Annotated in this window: 15 protein-coding genes and 4 pseudogenes; 7 read left to right on the top strand and 12 right to left on the bottom strand. The window is 69.7% G+C overall.

Annotated features, from left to right (window positions below; translation table 11 throughout):
• Positions 1-191: 191 nt before the first annotated feature.
• Positions 192-1,274 (top strand): lipid II:glycine glycyltransferase FemX, encoded by a 1,083-nt coding sequence (locus tag ACWDU4_RS16730; RefSeq protein WP_450115025.1) that lies wholly within the window; start codon positions 192-194, stop codon positions 1,272-1,274.
• A 197-nt stretch (positions 1,275-1,471) separates the two neighbouring features.
• Here the strand turns inward: ACWDU4_RS16730 and ACWDU4_RS16725 are convergent, their stop codons facing one another.
• A complete protein-coding gene (locus ACWDU4_RS16725) occupies positions 1,472-2,077 on the bottom strand; it encodes an acyl-CoA-like ligand-binding transcription factor (protein ID WP_450115024.1) in 606 nt (201 codons plus the stop codon).
• 150 nt (positions 2,078-2,227) lie between these two features.
• Between ACWDU4_RS16725 and ACWDU4_RS16720 the strand changes: the two genes are divergently transcribed.
• The 3 genes and pseudogenes from ACWDU4_RS16720 to ACWDU4_RS16710 all read left to right on the top strand — a co-directional run.
• Positions 2,228-3,055, top strand: coding sequence for a mycofactocin-coupled SDR family oxidoreductase (locus ACWDU4_RS16720; RefSeq protein WP_450115023.1), 828 nt, complete (start codon positions 2,228-2,230; stop codon positions 3,053-3,055).
• Between the two features lie 82 nt (positions 3,056-3,137).
• Positions 3,138-3,992, top strand: coding sequence for a mycofactocin-coupled SDR family oxidoreductase (locus ACWDU4_RS16715; RefSeq protein ID WP_450115022.1), 855 nt, complete (start codon positions 3,138-3,140; stop codon positions 3,990-3,992).
• A 362-nt stretch (positions 3,993-4,354) separates the two neighbouring features.
• Positions 4,355-5,421, top strand: a pseudogene (locus ACWDU4_RS16710) (carboxylate-amine ligase); the annotation flags it as partial.
• A gap of 192 nt (positions 5,422-5,613) precedes the next feature.
• Here ACWDU4_RS16710 and ACWDU4_RS16705 read toward each other — a convergent pair.
• From ACWDU4_RS16705 to ACWDU4_RS16695, 3 genes and pseudogenes are all read right to left on the bottom strand, one after another.
• Positions 5,614-6,096, bottom strand: coding sequence for a GNAT family N-acetyltransferase (locus ACWDU4_RS16705; RefSeq protein ID WP_450115021.1), 483 nt, complete (start codon positions 6,094-6,096; stop codon positions 5,614-5,616).
• Between the two features lie 289 nt (positions 6,097-6,385).
• A pseudogene (locus tag ACWDU4_RS16700) lies at positions 6,386-7,003 on the bottom strand (response regulator transcription factor); the annotation flags it as partial.
• A 231-nt stretch (positions 7,004-7,234) separates the two neighbouring features.
• Positions 7,235-7,603: pseudogene (locus ACWDU4_RS16695) on the bottom strand (phosphate transport system regulatory protein PhoU); the annotation flags it as partial.
• Between the two features lie 502 nt (positions 7,604-8,105).
• Between ACWDU4_RS16695 and ACWDU4_RS16690 the strand changes: the two are divergent.
• Both ACWDU4_RS16690 and ACWDU4_RS16685 read left to right on the top strand, forming a co-directional pair.
• Positions 8,106-9,269, top strand: coding sequence for a serine/threonine-protein kinase (locus ACWDU4_RS16690; protein WP_450115020.1), 1,164 nt, complete (start codon positions 8,106-8,108; stop codon positions 9,267-9,269).
• An 88-nt stretch (positions 9,270-9,357) separates the two neighbouring features.
• Positions 9,358-9,501 (top strand): hypothetical protein, encoded by a 144-nt coding sequence (locus ACWDU4_RS16685; protein ID WP_450115019.1) that lies wholly within the window; start codon positions 9,358-9,360, stop codon positions 9,499-9,501.
• 56 nt (positions 9,502-9,557) lie between these two features.
• Here ACWDU4_RS16685 and ACWDU4_RS16680 read toward each other — a convergent pair whose 3' ends face one another.
• From ACWDU4_RS16680 to ACWDU4_RS16655, 6 genes and pseudogenes are all read right to left on the bottom strand, one after another.
• Positions 9,558-10,088 carry a DinB family protein gene (locus ACWDU4_RS16680; protein WP_450115018.1) on the bottom strand — a complete coding sequence of 177 codons (531 nt, stop codon included), beginning with the start codon at positions 10,086-10,088 and terminating at the stop codon, positions 9,558-9,560.
• A gap of 1,293 nt (positions 10,089-11,381) precedes the next feature.
• On the bottom strand, positions 11,382-12,134 hold the full coding sequence (locus ACWDU4_RS16675) for an alpha/beta fold hydrolase (RefSeq protein ID WP_450115069.1): 753 nt from the start codon (positions 12,132-12,134) through the stop codon (positions 11,382-11,384).
• Between the two features lie 243 nt (positions 12,135-12,377).
• A complete protein-coding gene (locus tag ACWDU4_RS16670; protein WP_450115017.1) occupies positions 12,378-12,917 on the bottom strand; it encodes an arsenate reductase/protein-tyrosine-phosphatase family protein in 540 nt (179 codons plus the stop codon).
• A gap of 300 nt (positions 12,918-13,217) precedes the next feature.
• Positions 13,218-13,365: pseudogene (locus ACWDU4_RS16665) on the bottom strand (transposase); the annotation flags it as partial.
• 185 nt (positions 13,366-13,550) lie between these two features.
• A complete protein-coding gene (locus ACWDU4_RS16660; RefSeq protein ID WP_450115016.1) occupies positions 13,551-13,967 on the bottom strand; it encodes an HIT family protein in 417 nt (138 codons plus the stop codon).
• 3 nt (positions 13,968-13,970) lie between these two features.
• Positions 13,971-14,672 carry a TetR/AcrR family transcriptional regulator gene (locus ACWDU4_RS16655; protein WP_450115015.1) on the bottom strand — a complete coding sequence of 234 codons (702 nt, stop codon included), beginning with the start codon at positions 14,670-14,672 and terminating at the stop codon, positions 13,971-13,973.
• 55 nt (positions 14,673-14,727) lie between these two features.
• Between ACWDU4_RS16655 and ACWDU4_RS16650 the strand changes: the two genes are divergently transcribed.
• Positions 14,728-15,492: a DUF6920 family protein gene (locus ACWDU4_RS16650; protein ID WP_450115014.1), complete on the top strand. Its 765-nt coding sequence runs from the start codon at positions 14,728-14,730 to the stop codon at positions 15,490-15,492.
• On the opposite strand, the gene ACWDU4_RS16645 is transcribed toward ACWDU4_RS16650, so the two are convergent.
• Positions 15,470-16,327: a Fic family protein gene (locus ACWDU4_RS16645; RefSeq protein WP_450115013.1), complete on the bottom strand. Its 858-nt coding sequence runs from the start codon at positions 16,325-16,327 to the stop codon at positions 15,470-15,472. The two genes, ACWDU4_RS16650 and ACWDU4_RS16645, sit on opposite strands and share 23 nt — an antisense overlap.
• Complete coding sequence (locus ACWDU4_RS16640) at positions 16,324-17,730, bottom strand: putative nucleotidyltransferase substrate binding domain-containing protein (protein WP_450115012.1); 1,407 nt, start codon at positions 17,728-17,730, stop codon at positions 16,324-16,326. The genes ACWDU4_RS16645 and ACWDU4_RS16640 overlap by 4 nt, the downstream gene beginning before the upstream one ends.
• Positions 17,731-17,896: the final 166 nt, after the last annotated feature.

Raw genomic sequence — 17,896 nt, 5'->3', positions numbered from 1 at the left:
ACTCGGTGGTCACCACCGCGATCCCCGACTCCGGATGGACGCCCGCTCGGCAAACCCGCTGATCCAGCGCTCGCGAGTACCCGGTAGCGGTTCAGCATTGCTTTGTGTCGTTGTCGCCCTCTCGCGGAACGGCGAAGGCCCGCCGGGTCCGGCTCTCATCGGGGTCGGCGGGCCGCACGAAGGGAGCGGCAGTGCCGGTTTGGGTTGGTGTGGTGCGTGAGGCGGACGCCGTCGAGGTGGCGGCGTGGGACGAGTTTGTCACACGCGCCGCGGACGGCGGGAACGTCTGGCGCGGCCTCGGCAATGCGAGGGCCAAGCAATCCATCGGCTACACGATCCGGTACCTGTTCGTCGGCGACGACGCGGTGACCGTGCACGTCAAGAAGGTTCCGCTGCTCGGTCGGTTGTGGATCGTGCCGTGCGGGCCGTCCGGGGTCACCGTCGGCGAGGTGCTGCCCAAGGCGCGGGCGCTGGCGGCCTATGCGGCAGCGCAGGGCGCCTTCGTGCTGCGAATCGACCCCCGGGTCGAGGCCGACGAGGAGACGACCCGGCAGCTGCGTGCCGCGGGCTACCGGTTCGCCGGGAGATACACGCCCAGCCGGCACACCGTGATCGTGGACCTGCACGGCACCGAGGACCAGATTCTCGCCGGCTTCAGCAACGGCGCGCGCCGCGCGATCAAACGCGCGACCCGCGACGGCGTGGTGGTCGAGCGGGTGCCGGCCACCGACGAGAACTGCGACATCCTTTACGACCTGCTCGCCGAGACCGGGGGCGGCCGGCTCGGGGTGCGCAGTCGCGAGTACTGCCGGTTCACCTACCAGCGGTATGCCGCGAGCGGGAACGGGCAGATGTTCTTCGCCCGGATCGACGGGCGCGTCGCCACGGCGTCCTTCGAGATGAGGTTGGGCACCAGGGCGATCGGCCTGCACAAGGGGTCGGTCCGCACGTCGCCGGGAGACTCCGCCGCCAAGGGGCTGGGCTCACAGGGCATCGGTCACGCACTGCAGTGGGCGGTCATCCGCTGGGCCAAACAGAGCGGCGCACTCGAGTACGACCTGTGCGGGACGCCGCCGTCGGCGGAGGTCGACAACCCGGAGCGCTACTTCTACGGCAATGGCAAGTTCAAACGCAGCTTCAAAAGGGACGTCACCGACCACCTCGGCGCCTGGGACCTTCCCCTGAGCGGGTGGCGGAGCCGGATCTGGGTGGCGGGGTACGAACGTGAGTGCGAGCGCTTGTCGATGGTGCTGCGCCGCACCCTCTTCTACTGATGGGAGGTACGGCCCTCGTCGCCGCGCACAGCGGCACCGTGACGGTCGAGTCACCCGACAGCGGGGGAGCGGTGTTCCGGGTGCTGCTGCCGCGCTCCGGCGGGGATCAGTAGGGTCAGGGGACGGTGCTTCCCGCGCTCGGCGACGGCCGCCCGCGCGCTCGGTGCGGTGTCCGGAGTCGTTCCGACCCTGGACGCTCAGGTGGACGGCTCGGCCGGGAGGAGCAGGCGAAGGGCGCGTTCGAGGTTGTCGGCCAGGTCGGTGTCCGGGTGGGCGATCCAGTACTCGTGGGCGGTGAGCGTCGCGGCGAGGGCCGCGTGCCCGACCGCCATGGGAAACAGTGCGTCGGCGGGTTGTCCGGTCCGAGCGCCGGCGTATTCGACGGCCGCGGCGCGCCAGCGGGCATGATGCTGTGAAGCCTGTGCCTGCACCGCGGGTTCCGTCAGCACGAGCTGAGCTCGGTGCCGGGCCCACTCGATCTGATCCTCCGGAAAGGTCGCGAGCGCGTCGACCACCGCCCGCACGATCACGGTCTCGTACCGCTCGGTCGGCGACCCGGCGGCGAGCAGCTCGCGGAGCAGGCCGATCTCGCCCTCCGACTCGACCCACAGGACGTCCCCCTTGGTCGGGAAGTACCGGAAGAAGGTTCGGCTGCTGATCCCTGCCGCCCGCGCGATGTCCTCGACGCTGGTCTGCTCGAATCCCCGCTCGACGAACAGTCGCTGTGCGACGGCGGCGAGTTCGTGTGCACTCGTCGCGGCCGGTCTGCCTCCGCGGTCCACGCGGCCCCCTGTGCTGGTCACGTGCCCATGCTTCCAGGTCGGGTAACGAGTCGGTGTCGTTCCACTCGGTGATGTCGGAACCATTCCCTTTTGTCATTGACTGCCATAACCTCGGGGCACGACGCAGTGCTGCGGAAGGTCGGCGCTGCATGTGCCGAAAGGTCAACTGTCATGGGACAACTCGATGGCCAGGTCGTCTTCGTCACCGGCGCCGCGCGCGGTCAGGGGCGCAGTCACGCGGTGCACCTGGCGCAGGAGGGTGCCGACGTCATCGCGGTCGACATCTGCCGGCAGGTGGAGACCGTGCCCTATCCGACTGCGACACCCGACGACCTCGCCGAGACCGAACGCCAGGTCAAGGCGCTCGGGCGTCGGATCGTCACCCGTGAGGCCGACGTCCGCGATCTGGCGGCGTTGAAGGAGGCCGTCGACGCCGGGGTGGCCGAGCTGGGCCGACTCGACATCGTGCTTGCCAACGCCGGTATCTCGGTGCCCGCCCCCACCCTCGAGATGCCCGAGCAGACGTGGTCGACGATGATCGACATCAACCTCACCGGCGTGTGGAAGACGTGCGCGGCCGCGGTGCCGCACATCATCGCCGGCGGCCGCGGCGGGTCTGTGGTGATCACCAGCTCGCTGGCGGCGTTGAAGGCCAACGCGAACACCGCGCACTACTCGGCGGCGAAGGCCGGCCTGGTCGGCTTCATGCGGGTCCTGGCGCAGGAACTCGCGCCGCAGAAGATCAGGGTGAACACCATCCACCCCACCACCGTCGCCACCGACATGATCCTCAACGACGCCACCTACGAGTTGTTCCGGCCCGATCTCGCGAAGCCGACCCGCGGCGACTTCGAGGAGGCCGCGCTGACCCTCAACGCGCTGCCGGTGCCCGCGCTCGAAGCGATCGACATCTCCAACGCCGTGCTCTACCTGGTCGGGGAGAGCGGACGGTACGTCACCGGCACCACGCACACCGTGGACGCAGGCGGGCAGCTCTGACGACCGCGGTCGCACTGTCGACATCGGTTCCACCGAAGTTGTTTCACCACCACATGTTCCACGAGAACTGGAGGACGAATCAATGGGAATGCTGGACGGAAAAGTCGCATTCGTCACCGGCGGCGCGCGCGGACAGGGGCGTGCGCACGCGGTGACCTCGGCCCGCGAGGGCGCGGACGTCGTCATCGTCGACATCGCGCGGCAGATGGGGTCGGTGCCCTACAAGATGGCCGACACCACCGACATGGCCGAGACCGTCGCCGAGGTGGAGGCACTGGGCCGGCGGGCTTTGTCCTTCGAGGTCGACGTCCGCGAACAGTCCGAGCTCGACGACGCCGTCGCGCGGACGATCGCCGAGCTCGGCAAGATCGACATCCTGATTGCCAACGCCGGAATCTGGACGCAGGGGCCGTTCTGGGAACTGACCGAGGACGCGTGGGAGGAGATGATCGGTGTCAACCTCACCGGCGTCTGGAAGTCCGCGAAGGCCGTTGCCCCGCACATGATCGAACGGCAGAGCGGGTCGATCATCATCACGTCGTCGGTCAACGGACTCGAACCGGGGATGAACTACGCCCACTACGTCGCGGCCAAGCACGGCGTTATCGGGCTGATGAAGAACATCGCGCTTGAGCTCGCGCCGTATGGCGTTCGCTGCAACTCGATCAATCCGGGCGCGATCAAGACCCCGATGACCGACCACCAGGGCGCGTGGGACATGTTCGCCGGCCACGAGGGCGGCACTGAGGCTGACATGCTCGAGGGCGGTTACCACTTCCACGCCCTCAAGGGCACGACATTCATGCCGCCGCAGGTCATCGCGGACACCGCGCTGTACCTCAACTCGGATCTGGCTGCCTCCGTCACCGGGGTGACCATCCCGGTCGACGCGGGCCACCTGCTGCTCACCGGCGTGAACCCCGCACCGGTCAAGTAGATCGGGGGGTGCCGGGCGAGCGGTGGCCGCCCGCCCGGCACGACGGAAGCCCAGGGGTACCGGGGCCGACTGTGGCGTGAGAACGACACCTCGTCCCGGATGTTTCGGTAACCCGTTGAGGCAGTGTTGATTCCGATGGGGGAGCGGTTGTCGGTGCCCGGCCCAGGCCCCATTTGCCGCGTCGGGACGGAGCGCCCCACCGCCACCCCCGCCCTCGAGGTGGCCTGAACGAAGTCTCCACCGGATCCAGGGCGGGTCGATCCCGAATTCGGATCCCGAAGCCTGCGGTGGACAAGACGTTCCGCCCGTTCGATCCGAGGCAGGGGTTGTTGTGGCCTCTACCTGCTACTACGCTGACACAAGTGCCCGGCAGCGGTCTGCGCAAGGTGGGTGTTGAAGAAGAGTTCCATCTCATCGACGCCACTACCCGGCGCCTGACCCGCGCGCCCCGGAACTGCTCGCCACCCTGCCTGAGAACGACTACGTCGAGGAGCTCCAGCGGTGCGTGGTCGAGGTGAACAGCGGTGTCTTCGCAGGCCTTCAGGACCTGCGGGAGGACCTGGTGCACCATCGACAACTCCTCGTCGGGGCCGCCGACCGCCTCGATATCGGCGTCGTCGCCGCGGGCGCGGTACCGCTTTCGGTTCCTGCTGAGATGCTGGTCACCGAAACTCCCCGTTACCGGCGGATGCTGGCGGACTACCAGTTGCTGGCCCGAGAGCAACTCATCTGCGGCACCCAGGTTCACGTCGATGCGCCGGTGCGCGACGAAGCTGTTCGAGTGGCCAACCGCGTCGCACCATTTCTTCCGCTCTTCCTGGCGCTGAGCGCGAGTTCACCGTTCTGGTCCGATGGCTCGGACACCGGTTACGCCAGCGTTCGGACGTTGGTGTGGCTTCGCTGGCCCAGTGCCGGGCCGTTTCCGTCCGCCGTGAAATCCGCCGCCGAATACGATGCCTTGATCGCCCACGGAATGGTGTATTTCGACGTCCGCCCCTCGGCGCGGGTGCCCACGCTGGAACTGCGGGTGTGCGACAGCTGTCCGGACGTCGACACCATCGTCCTGATCGCCGGCCTGTTCCGGGCCCTCGTCGAACATGAAGTGCACGGCCTCCGGGCGGGCGTCCCTCCTCTCGAAATATCGCCCACGCTGGCGCGGGCCGCACTGTGGCGCGCTGCACGGTCCGGACTCGAGGGGGACCTGGTGGACGTGGCAGCAGCGGTGCCGCGACCGGCCCGGGAGCTGGTCGAGCAGTTCGCTCACATGCTGCGCCCCGAACTCGACGAAGCCGGGGACTGGGACACCGTATCCGAGTTGGCAGCGGCGGCCATCCGCGGCGGGAGCTCGGCATCACGACAGCGTCGATTCCTGCGCAGGCGTGGCCGACTGACCGACGTGGTCGACCTGCTGCGGGCCGAGACAACGGGCCTGATGACATCGTCGGCGGCGGCCGATGACCCCGATGGGACGTTGCTGTACTGCTACCGGCCGATACACGACCCCGGGACGGCGGATTGCTCCGGCGAGGCGGCCGCTCCGGACGGATCACCCCACTAGGAATGACTTGCGCACGGCGGCCCGCTCGGGCTCGATCGAGCCCGGGGAGTGGGGCGGGCTCGCCTACGCGGGCTCGAGGTCGCGCTCGAACTCGATTTCATCCCGAATCGGGATCTTGTAGTAACCCACGTCGGGGATGTCCGGCTCCAGGGTCCGTCTCGCCTCGTCCGCTGCGCCGCATCGAACGGCCGACAGGTGGAAGCCGCGCCGCTGGTAGAACTGCATCGAGTCGAGGTTGTCGTTCGTCGTGACCAACCACAGTCGGGAACAGCCTTGTGCACGGGCGACTTCGACGATGCGTTCGATGAGTGCCGTGCCGACGCCGCCCCATTGGCCGGATGCGCGCATGTTGACGATTTCGCAGTTCGTGCCGTCGATGTCGTAGATCAGCACCCCGACCGTCTCGTCGTCGGTCGATGCGATCAGGGCCGGGCGGTCGCGTGCGTCGACCAACTCGCCGCGCCGGGCAATCTGGGTGGTGTGCTGCGCCTGGAGGAATGACGTCAGGCGTGGCTCTCCTGCGGGTACCTCATAGATGTCGACCATCGTCCCTATTTTCCTCGCCCCGCCTCGGCTGGACCAGGGCGGATCTGTCGGGTTGGGCCGCGTGACGCACCAGAACGAACATGGTTGCGTTCCCCGGGAGGTCGGCACGATGTTGTCCACTGCCGCGAAGATCAGTGCCGACGGTCGTCGGCGACCCACCGACCGAACGACACAGCGGCACCGCCGACCGGCTCGCCGCTCTGGTGGCCGATCTCGATGAGAACCGCCCGAACGATTCCTCCGTCGCCGACGCCCCGGCGTGTTCAGTCCCAATCGGACCGAGTGCGGTTCAGCTGGAGTGTGCGGGCGATCCTCGGGCACGCTCGTCCTGCGCGTGCTCGACGACCCAGGCCGCGATCTGGGCTCGTGAGGTGAACCCGAGTTTGGTGAGGATGCGTTGCACGTGGCCCTGCGCGGTTCGTTGGGATATCACGAGCCGGGTGGCGATCGCCTTGTCGGTCAGGCCCTCGGCGACGAGGTCGGCGACCTGCCGTTCCCGGTTGGTCAGGCTCGTGTGACCGGCGGGTGGTGCCGCGGCCGCGGGGTGCTCGCCGAGGGAGTGGGCGACGGCTTGCTCGAATCCCAGGGCCGCACCCTCGCGTCGGGCGGCCTCGAACGCTCGCTCACCGAGTGCCCGGCGGGCCTGCCGCTCGCAGTTCTCGTGGTGGGCGAGCAGGTTGTGGAACAGCACGGGGGAGCTGCCGGCGGACCGGCCCAGCGCCTCGGCGGCGCCCAGCAGGACCGCGGCGCCTTGCGCCTTGTCCTGTTCGGCGGCGATCCATGCCAGTGCCTCCAGGGCGACGGCCGCGGTGAGGGGTTCGTCCGCCAGCCGGGTCAGCCGCAGGCACTGTTCGAGTAACCGGGCTGCTCGACCGTGATCGCCCTGCTGCCTGACCGCCACCCCCATGGCAGCGGGTCCTCGCGGGCCTTCAGCTCGTCGAGCGAGTCTGCGGACCCCGCCGGCTGATGGGGTGGGTCGAGCGGGCGCGGCACCGACTCGGGGGAATGAGTCCAGGCGTCGGCGGCCCGGCTGTTGACCATCGCTCTGCTTGCCGATGAAGTGGCGGGACATGCCCGGACAGGGGTTCGGCCGAAAATGCTTTCACATTCTCGGCCGGATCTCTGCTTCTCGAGTTTTTCACCGTTCCCGATTACTCGTTCGATCCGCGAATCTCAATGTACGCGCGCCAAGCGGCCCAAGGCAATGCCGCGCAATCCGGCTCGCGGCGGGTGCTGCCGACGAGGGTGCGGCGGCCGCGGGTCGGAACATCTCGGGGGTCCCTCGCAGGTCGCTCCGCTCGTCGTCACGCCTGCCGAGCTCGGAGGCCAGCACGGGATCACGCGTGCGCAGGACCTGTTCGCCGACTGTGGCCATCTCACCGGCCGCCCGCCCCATCCGGGCGAGCAGTTCCTCCGCCTCCCCGGAGGTGACGTGGTCGGGGTGTCGGCGGCGCACGCTCTCGGCCACGTGTTGCGCCAGCCCGCCCATCCGGCTCAGATCCGACACCGCCACCGCGATCGCCCTCCCCGGCCGGCTTCGTGCTCGCCGCGAGTGGTCACCGGGAGGCCGCGTCCCCGGTGCCGATGGAGCCCGGTCGAGCGCGGCGCGGCGTGAGGGGTCGGTACTCGCCGTGCCGCGGTCGGTGAGTGTGTCGTCTGCGGTCGGTTTCGGTCATGCCGCCCCGGTGGCCGAGGGAACGCTGGGCTCGACCCGGCAGTGGTCGTCGACCAGCGGGTGGCGAGTCGGGCGGGTGTGGCACCACCGCAGGACCGGGACGCCCGAGTCGGCGTTGCGGTGGATCCCCGTGTGGCCCGGCCGCCGGTGGCCTCCTCACGGGCAGGTTCAGCGGGCGCCAGCCATCCGCCGCCACACCTGCACCCGAAAACCGCAGTGCGAGTGGACAATCTCTTCGACACGGTCGGAGCCCGAAACGCGGGTGGGAGAGTCTCGGAGGTCACCCCCCCGGGGGGAGGTCGGGCGGTCCTTCGTGCCGTCTAGCGTGAGACGTATGTCGGTGGTTCTCGCGGGTCGGTACGAGTTGCGGGGAGTGCTCGGTCGCGGCGGGATGGCGGACGTCCACGAGGGGTGGGACCGGCGACTCGGCCGTCCGGTGGCGGTGAAGGTGCTCCGTGCGGAGTTGGCATCGGTTCCGGGCACCCGTCGGCGTTTCGAGTCGGAGGCCCGGTTGGCCGCGACCCTCAATCACCCGAACGTCGTCGCCGTCCACGACAGCGGCGAGGATGCCGGTGTCCCCTACATCGTGATGGAACGCCTGCCCGGTCGGTCGCTCGCCGACGACATTTCCGCCGGTCCCCTGCCCGGACCGCGGGTGCGCGCGATCCTCGCCCAGATCCTGGCCGCGCTCGGTGCGGCCCACGCGTTGGGCATCGTGCACCGCGACATCAAACCCGGGAACGTCCTGTTCGACGCCGCGGGCACCGTGAAGGTCACCGACTTCGGCATCGCCAAGAGCGCCGACACGGACCACACCACGACGGGCCTGGTCCTCGGCACCGTCGCCTACCTCGGTCCCGACCGCATCGCCGGCAATCCCGCGACCGTCGCGGACGATCTCTACGCCGTCGGCGTCGTCGGCTACGAAGCGCTGTCGGGGCGACGCCCGTTCACGGGTGAGACGATCGCGTCGCTGGTCCACGCCATCATGAGCGGGCAGTACCCGCCGCTGGCCACTCTGCGGCCGGACGTCGACCCCGGCCTCCTCGCGGTGATCGACCGCGCGATGACCCGCGACCCGCACCGCCGCTTTCCCGACGCACACGCCATGGCCACCGCACTGCAGGCCCCGCACCCGACGGCTCCACCGCCGACGCGGGCGTTCACCCCCGCAGCACCCGCGCCGGCGGCATTGCCCGCTCCGGTTCGACGATCGCGGCGAATGGGCGTGATCGCCGCCGTCGCGGCTCTGCTGGTGGCCGTCGCGCTCGTGGCACTCGTCGTCTCCATTCGTGACGACGGGAGCACCGTCGGCCCCGCCTCGGTCAGCCCGACTCCTCCACCGGTCACCAGCACCGTCGTCGCGCCGGTCGGGCCCCCGGTGACGAACGTTCCCCCGCAGACCGAGTCGGCTCCGGGCAACGGAAACCACGGAAACCACAACGGCAACGGGGGCACCGGAAAGAGCAACGAGAAGGGCAACAAGAGCGGTAACTGAGCGACACACCCCCGCCCGTTCGACACCACCACGGAGGCGGATGCGCGCCCGGCGCTCGAACTCCAGCCCGCATAGCTCGCTGGGCTTCGTGGCGAGCAAGTTCCGGCTGCTGCGGGGTCTTCCGTTCCGGTTCTCGCTGAACGACCACGGCCCGCAGCACTACATCGCGGCCCTGACCCCGCGCGGGACGCCCAACGAGTTCGGCGACGCCCATCTGATCCCGGCGACGTGATCTCCTCGCGCTGCGAAACGAACAGTGGATGAACGGAGCAGCGGGTCGCCCGGGGTTCAGTCGAGGGTGAGCTGGCCGCGGTGGAAGTCGAAGTGCCGGCCGGGGTAGCGGTAGAGCTGCTCGACGGTCATGTAGTCGGTGAAGAACGGATCCCAGCGGACCGGAAAGTGCATGCCGCTGTGCAGGTCGGCGTCGGTCTCCTGCGCGAGGTGGCGATGGAGGGAGGCGATGATGCGGTCGAAGTGACTGCCCATCCGGCGGCGGTCGTAGACGCGGGCCGCGAGGGCGGAGCCTCGGTAGTTGACCTCGTCGAACACCGGGGTGGCGGCGTCGAGTGCGCGCGCGAACCGGCGGCTCGCACCGTCGGGCAACCGAGAGAAGACCCGGATCAGCGGGAGTAGCCGGCGCACGACCATGTAGCCGAAGACCATGTGGAACAGCAGCTGCTCGTTGGTCCAGCGGGTGCCGTTCGAGCGGCGATCGAAATCCTCCGCGGACGCACGGCCCAGGAGTGCATGCAGCGAACGCCGGGCCCGTTCGAAGTCCGCGATGATCGCGCCCCGATCCACCGGTTGACCCTCGGGCATGACGCATCCTCACCCTGCGACGCTGCGGTCCACTGCCGTTCGACTCATTGTCCGCCGTGGGATGGAGTCGGCGGCACCCGACGCGAGGGGCTGTGTTCAAGTCGGGGCGCGGGATCGGTCCACACCAATCGGGCGCCTGCTCGAGACCGCGCCGACGGCACCGGTGTTCGACACCGGCCGCTACCAAGCGGCCGTGACTGCGGGCAAACCCCGTGTACGGCCGTGTTCACCGCCCTGCAGAGGACTGTCCACACCACCCACTGCGGGGCTCGGCTACTTGGGCTCAGAGTGGGCAACGGTCGCTGTCGTCCGCGTCGCTGCGCGGGGTGGGCCGCGACCCCCGGCACCTGGTGGGCCGGCTCGCCCGCGTTCGACCGACCTGATTCGGCGGCAGGTGCGTCCAACTCACGGTTGGTTCGTCTGAGGTAGCGGACTCCCACCCACCACCGGGAGGGAGCACCTTCTTCCGAGGACCCTCCGATGACCACCCACCCGTCCACCGATTACGCCGGAGACCACCTCGGGGGTGTCCGATGAGCGCCCCGGCCGTCGTGGTCGAGGATCTCCATGTCGTGTACGGCAAATCGTGGGCCCTCGAAGGCGTCGACCTGACCGGGTTCCGTAGTTGGTGGGCACATGATTTCGCCGCGGCCAGGCTCGCCGCGCACCAATGCGGCGCTGGAGATGGTGGCCCCGCTCAAGCGGTCCGAGGGTCGGCAGCTCGCGATTCTATGGCTCCGGAAACCGCTTCTGCCAGTAGAGATTTCGCAATATTCACTGTCGGCTCTATGGGTACCCAGTTGTGTTGGCGCATCGTCCGCTGATTCCGTGCGCTTCATGAATGTGTACGCGGTTCTGTTGGTACGGGCGGATTCCTCATCGCGGTTGCGAGGGTTCCGATTGAACAGACCGAGGGCGCCGGCAAGGCCACGCCGGTTCTCCTCTCCGGCTTCGCGCGTTCGCCGGCCTGGTCTGGCTCACGAGACTCGGATGACGCTCGTGTGAGCGCTATTTCGTCTGCTTCGTATGGGTCGCATGCGGACTCCATGCTGTCGTGTGTCGGTGTCGACAGGCGTCCGTCTCGTGCGGTCGCGCCCGCGGCGGCCGGACGAGGGGCGTGCTCGCCGCGGCGTACGACCTGTCTCCGACGCGAGCCCACGGCGTCGCCCACCGCGCCATCGACCCGGGGAGACGACGTAACCGCCGTTACCGGTAGTCGCTGATCGTGGCCACCCCGCCATGCGGTCGTCGCCCACTTTTCGGCCGGAACATGCGTCCCGTCGGGGGCATCGATTACCAGGCGGCGTTGTCGTTGACGCGATCGGCGAGGACCGTGCAGTAGGTGCGGTCGGTGCCGGGCATTGGGCGCGTCGCGTAGCCGGTGTGGTCGCCGCGGTACAGGTAGCCCTCGACGTCGTCGATGGCGTTGGAATACTGGCGCCAGACCGTCCAGGGGTGCCACCACTCGATCAGCACCGCCTGCCATCGTCGGGTGCGCAGCCGGTCGAGCAGGTCCACCACCCAGGCCCGCGGATCCGCCAGCGAAAACGCCGCGGACTGGTCGGCGAGGGTGCGCAGGGGCGAGTTGGCGGGGCAGCAGCAGATGACATCGCGGGGATCGGCGATCTGCCAGACCGGCATCGCGCCACCGATCGAGCGTCGGCCGGCGATCCCCCAGCCGGGCAGTCCGGCGGACTCGGGCCGCAGCGGGTCGGCGATCAGGCCGACGCCGCGCACCACCAGGTCGGGATGCAGGCCCCGGGCAATCTCGGCGGCGACGTTTCCGGCGAGTGCAGCGCCGCCGGAGTATCCCAGCAGTACAACGGGGTTGGGATCGTCGGCGATCATGTCGAGCAGCAGCGCCCGGCCGTCGGCCAGGGCCTTGTCGAACGAGGAGCCTCCCGGCTCGGGATAGGGCCCGTAGCTCGCCTCCCACGGCACCTCCCTGGTCGTGAATCGGGTGGGATCGAGCAGGGTGGTGGTGTTGGTGAGCATGTTGGCCTCGAGAGGCTCCGCGATGCCTCGGCAGGTCAGGACGGTGATCATCGTCAATCCCTCTCGCAGTACCTCGTCGACGTCGATGTCCAGCTTCGTGTACAGCGCGCGGGCGGGTGGGCTGTTCTGCTCGGCCGGTGCGGGGGCCGACAGGGCTCGGGCGAATTGGTCGGCGGGGCAGGGGCGGCCCTCAGGCCCGGGCGCACCGTGTACCAGGCATGGCATGTCCTCGCGCCCCGCGATGGTTGTGTCGGCGTAGTTCGGTTCGCGGAACTCTTCGGGGCCCCGGACGGCTCACGCAACCACCGCACCGGGACGGGTGGCTTCACCGAGGGCGGGGAGCAGATCCAGCAATGCTGCCGCGATCTGCTCGGCGATCCGTTCGAGCACCTCACCGCCGAGCCCGACCGGATCACTGATCGACTCGCGGCGGGGCCTGGAGCGGTCCCGGTGCGCGTGGAGTTCACCCACGGTGTGCGCCCCTGTCAACCACACGACGCGGTGCGCCTCGAGCAGGGTGAAGGTGCGGGGCCCTGCCTCCGGCACAAGCCGCACCGACTCGTCCCGTAGGTGCTCGGTCATTGCGAGCACGAGATCGGCACGGTCGATCAATTCGGGCCGCAGCCGGCGGGCGACAAAGCCAGTGGGATCGCCGCCGAGTCCGCGGAGCACCTCAGCGGCGACCGGTTCCATCGGGAAGCCGACCAACGCCCGGGTGCCCGCGCTCTCTGCGGTAAGGCCGGCCAGTCCGCGCTGCTCGGCGATGGCCACCGTCAGCCGCTCGGCGATCGCCGAGCGGCACACGTTGCCGTTGCAGAGGAACAAGACGTGCATGGCGGGCACTGTAGCCACGGCATTCGGGGCGTCGCACGCCGCGAAGTGGTCAGTATCAGGTGAATCACCGGACATTCACCGAGACGACCCGAAGTGTTCGTCACCCGCTCCCCGGCCGGCAACCTCCGGCCCGCGCGTCAGTGCGGCGGCCAGTCGACGCGGTGGCGAACGCGACCCGATGCCCGTGCTGCGTGGCCTTGATCCCGAGGCCGATCACCAGGATGCTTCTATCTCTGTCAAGCGGTTCGAGCTGGGTGCCTGCTCTGAAGCGATCGAGGGCAGCATGGGACGCCGCCGCACACCTCCGTTGGTGCGGTGGTCGGCGTAGGCCTTGGTCCGTGGGTCGTGACTGAGGGGAGAGCACGATGGTGTGCAGTGCCCGGTTGCGTTGCCGGTCGCCGCTGCGATTGAGGCGGTGGCGGACGGCCTGCCCGCTGCTGGCCGGGACGGCTCCCCGAGCTCGGTCTCCGGATCGGCTGCCTGGGCCTCGAGAAACAGCGCCTGCCGCGCGCAGGTGCGCAACGCCCGAACGGCGCAGCGGTGTTCGACACGGTGCTGTGGCGGCATCACACCTGCCGCCTCGTCGAGCTGAGCGTCAGGATGCTGGAGGTCTGCGGTTCGTAGCGGCCCGCGTCAACCGAGGGCGGAGCGGATGCGCGCGGCGTAGCCGGCCGCCTCGGAGTCGTCGGCGTACTTGGTTCTCGGCCAGAAGAAGCCACGCAGGCCGTCGCCCTTGGTGCGGGGGACGACGTGCACGTGCAGGTGCGGGACCGACTGGGACACCACGTTGTTCATCGCGACGAAGGATCCCTGCGCACCCAGGCCGGTGACCATCGCCGCGGAGAGGCGCTGCGCGACGGTGAAGACCGGTGGCACGAGATCTGCAGGCAGGTCGGCGAGGACGTGGACGTGATTCCGTGGAACCAGCAGCACATGCCCCTTGATCAGGGGCCGGCGGTCGAGGAACCCGACCGTGTCCGAGTCCTCGTGCACGATGTGCGCGTCGACCCGCCCGGCGACGATGTCGCAGAACACACAGTCGGCCGGCATCGTTCACTCCTCCCGGCACCGCTCGAGCAACGCCTCGGCCTGCGGGTGAAGGTCGTCGACCGCGGCCCAGCCGAGTACCCGCAGGCCGGCCGCCGCGACGGTGGTCGCGGTGACGAGCTCACCCGCTGTGGCGGCGGTTTCGGCGTCGCTGCGTTCGTTGATCACCGTCTCGACGATGCGGAACGGCAGGCCGCACCGCGCGTCGTCGTCGCCGGGCGCAGGAATTCCGGATTCGTGTGGAGCGAGATCGGTGAGGACGAGGCGGGACAGGTGGGCGTACCGGGTCCGTAGCTTTCGCCGCTCCTCCCGGAAGCGGGTGAAGCGTTCGGTGCGCAATTCCGGGAGCAGATACAGCGCGCCGAGATTCCACCGGCCCGACAGCAGTTGCCCGGCGTCGAACAGCAGCAGCGCGTACAGCCGGACAGCGGCTGGTTCGGGGCGGTCGGCCAGCCGGTTCGCCACATCCAGGGCGTCCGAGACGGTGCCCTCGAGCAGCGCGACGAGAATGTCGTCCTTGGTGGCGAAGTGGTGGTAGAGGGACGCCTGTCGCATGCCGACGGCATCCGCGATCTGCCGGGTCGATGTGGACGCGAAACCCTTGGTGGTGAACAGTTCCGCCGCCGCGTCGAGGATCTCGGCCGCCGCGGTACGGCCCGGTCGGCGTTGTTTGCTCAGGCGGGGGCGTCCGGGTCCGGCATTGGTCACGCCTCCATCCTGCCAGTGCCACGCCGGGATACCGTGAACCGACTTTGGAGGTGCGATGACCGAGTTTCCGTCCATGCCACGTTCCGCGCGTGCCGTCACCCGTCAGTGGCAGGCGCTGGCGCAGGGACCGTCGGCGGACGGGACGTTCGACCCGGCGCGGCTCGAGGGGCTGCCCGATCCCGTGCGGCGGTGGCTCGGACGGTCGATCGCCGACGCGGTCCCGCTCGCGAAGGTGGCCTGCTTCACGATGCGGGGCGAGATCAAGCTTGGATCCTGGCGGCCCTTCACCGCGACCCAGATCCTGCGGCCCGGCGTGGGCTTCGTGTGGGCGGCGACCGCCCGGATGATGGGCCTCCCGGTGCCCGGCTACGACCGGTACGCCGACGGGGTGGGGGAGATGCACTGGCGGCTGGGTGGAGTGATCCCGGTGATGTCGAAGAGCGACGACCGGATCACCCGCAGCGCCGCGGGGCGGCTCGCGATCGAGTCGGTCCTGGTGCCGACGGCCTGTATCGGCGCGAGCTGGACGGAAGACGAGCGGGGCGCGCACATGACCTGGATGACCGACGGCCACGAGGACATGGTCGATGTCGACATCGACACCGACGGTCGGCTGCGCGGCGCCACGATGCAGCGCTGGGGCACCCCGAGCGGGGTGGGGTACGGGCGGTACCCGTTCGGGGTGGCCGTCGAGGTGGAGACCGAATATGCCGGCGTCACCGTCGCCTCGCGGTTCCGGGTCGGATGGTGGTGGGGGACCGACCGTCAGGACGAAGGCGAGTTCTTCCGCGCCCGAGTCACCGACGTGAGGTTCCGCTGACCTGTCGAGCCGTCAGGGCGCGGCGCAGCAGCGGGATCATCGGCCGGGGGCTGGGCGCGCCGGTGCGGCGGAACGGGGCCGAATCACGGGACGCGGCCACCCATTCCGCGGGGGCGACGCCGGAGAGGTCGAGCCGGAACCCGGTCGCCGCGCACAGTTGGTGCAGCAGCAGAGTGCCGGTACGCCCATTGCCCTCCCGGAACGGGTGTGCGTGGTTGTAGGTGACGTACACCGCGGCGAGCGCATAGGAGAGACGGCCGTGGTCCACGCGCGGCCAGTCCACCGTCGCGACCGCGATCTCCACTTCCCGCAGGTACCGGGTGATGGCGCCGACCGGAGCGAAACCGTCCCCGTTCTTCACCAGGTCCACGATGCGGGTCTGGCCGGCCCACGCGAACACGTCACCGAAGACGTGGCGATGCAGGGCGTGGATGTGGTCGGCGTCGATCCGGCGGACCGGGGGAGCACCCTGCAGATGCGCCTCCAGCAGCCGGGCCGCGGTTGCCGCGAACTCGACATCCCGCAGCTGGGTGGCGTCGCGCAACCCGAAGTTGTTGCGCAGCACCGGTGTCCCGGTCAGCAGGTAGGGCTGGGGCAGCGCGAACCGGCGCCTGCGGGTGGTCACCGGCAGGGCAGACGCCTGTAAGCGGCGAAGTTCGAGGAACCGCGCGTGATCCAGGTCCCCGGCGGCCAGGGCGACCAGATCGGCGACGTCCCTCCGGTCCGGGCGCCAGCCCTCCAGGAGTTCGGCGGCGACGGTCTGGTCGACGCCATGGGCGTGCTCGGGAGGGAGCGCGGCGAACAGGTCCGGCCACGCGGTGGAGGCGGCGATCATGCCGGAGGTCCCGCGTACGCCAGTTTGCGCTGCACCCCGGCGATCTCGCGGACCGCGCCGGCGAGCAGGCTGCGCTGCAACGGACTCAGGGCGTCGGGATCGACGACGTCCGTGGGCGGCTCACCCCGCTCGATCCGTTCGCACTGGTGCCGCAGCCGGATCTGGGTGAGCGCGTCGAACGCCTCCCCTAGAACGCGGCCGTCGTCCTCCGGCAGCAGTCCGGCCGCCACCCCGGCCCGAAGACGCACCGGGGTGGCCTCGGCATCCAGCCCCGCGGCGGTGCCCGCCCACCTGGCAATGTTCACGATCGGGGCCAGACCCTGTGCCTTGACGTCAACCGACTCCACGCGCCGAGTGAGGCTCCACCGCCGCGATGTGAGTGCGGCCTTCTCCTCGACGGCCTCGCGCAGCAGCAGGGCCAGCGCGTCCGGACGCGACCGCAGGGCCGCGGCAGTGTGCCGCGCCAGATCGAGATCCGGGTCGCCGTGGACCACGCGACTGTCGACGAGCATCGCCAGCATCACCAGCGCCTGATCGGACCACGGGTCGGCCAGCCAGCCGTCGATCGCGGCGTGCCACTGGTCGCGCGAACGGGCGAACCGCGGACGCGACGCCAGCGCACCCTTGTCGTCGGCACGCAGTGAGCACCGGTCGAGCAGCGTGTGCACGCGCGAGGCGCGGTCGGTGGCGTCCCGTGACGTCGTCGACCCCTCGCGCCACACCGTCGCGCTGTCCACGTCCGAACTCGGCATCGCCTCCCGGCGCGCGACACTGCCCAGGACGAGCCATGCTGCGCTGGAAGGGGATTCGCTGTCGGTCAGTTCGACCGCGCGAGCGACGGCGGTGCCGACCACGACGGAGAGGATCGCACTCACGTCGGTTGCCGCGACCCTGGCCCGCGTCAACTCCGTCACCAGGCGGGGTATGCGGGCGGTCGCGGCGACGAGTGTGGTGGTGTCCTCGGCGCGGGCGATGTCACCGCGCACCAGGAAACCTCCGCGGGTGGCATTGGCGAGCAGGTCGGTGTCCTCGACGACCCCGAGCGCTTCCCCGGTGTCGGACACGACGGGCAGGCGGCGGACGCCGTGCGCGAGCATGTCCAGCAGGGCGTCCGCGCCCAGCGTGGCCGCAGGCACGGTGCGCGCGGGCGCACTCATCACCGCGGACACCGGGACCTGCGGACTCTGCCCCGCCGCAACCACTCTCCGGCGCAGGTCGCCCTCGGTGAGGATGCCGAGCAGGTCGTCGCGGAGGCGGATCAGCACGCAGCGGCGACGACTGTCGGTCATCAGACGGGCGGCCTCGGCGACGGATGTCTCGGGCGCGCAGGTCAGGGCCGGTGCGTGCAGCAGTTCTCCGACCGGCCGCATCGCCGGGTCGCGCACCACCAGCGGTTCGTTCATGGGCCCCATCCTGACAGGAACGCCAGGGAGACCGGCGCTGTGAGCAGTCCGAAATGGTGGTGTAACAGGCGTCATCACCCCGAAACGCAACCGCTACACGGCGAAACGCGGGAGACACCGTCAGAAAACGGGCGCCACGAAAACTGTCAACCGACAGAAACCCGCC

It is taken from the genome of Rhodococcus sp. NPDC003348 (assembly GCF_053589375.1).
This window is presented reverse-complemented; position numbering and strand designations above follow the sequence as displayed.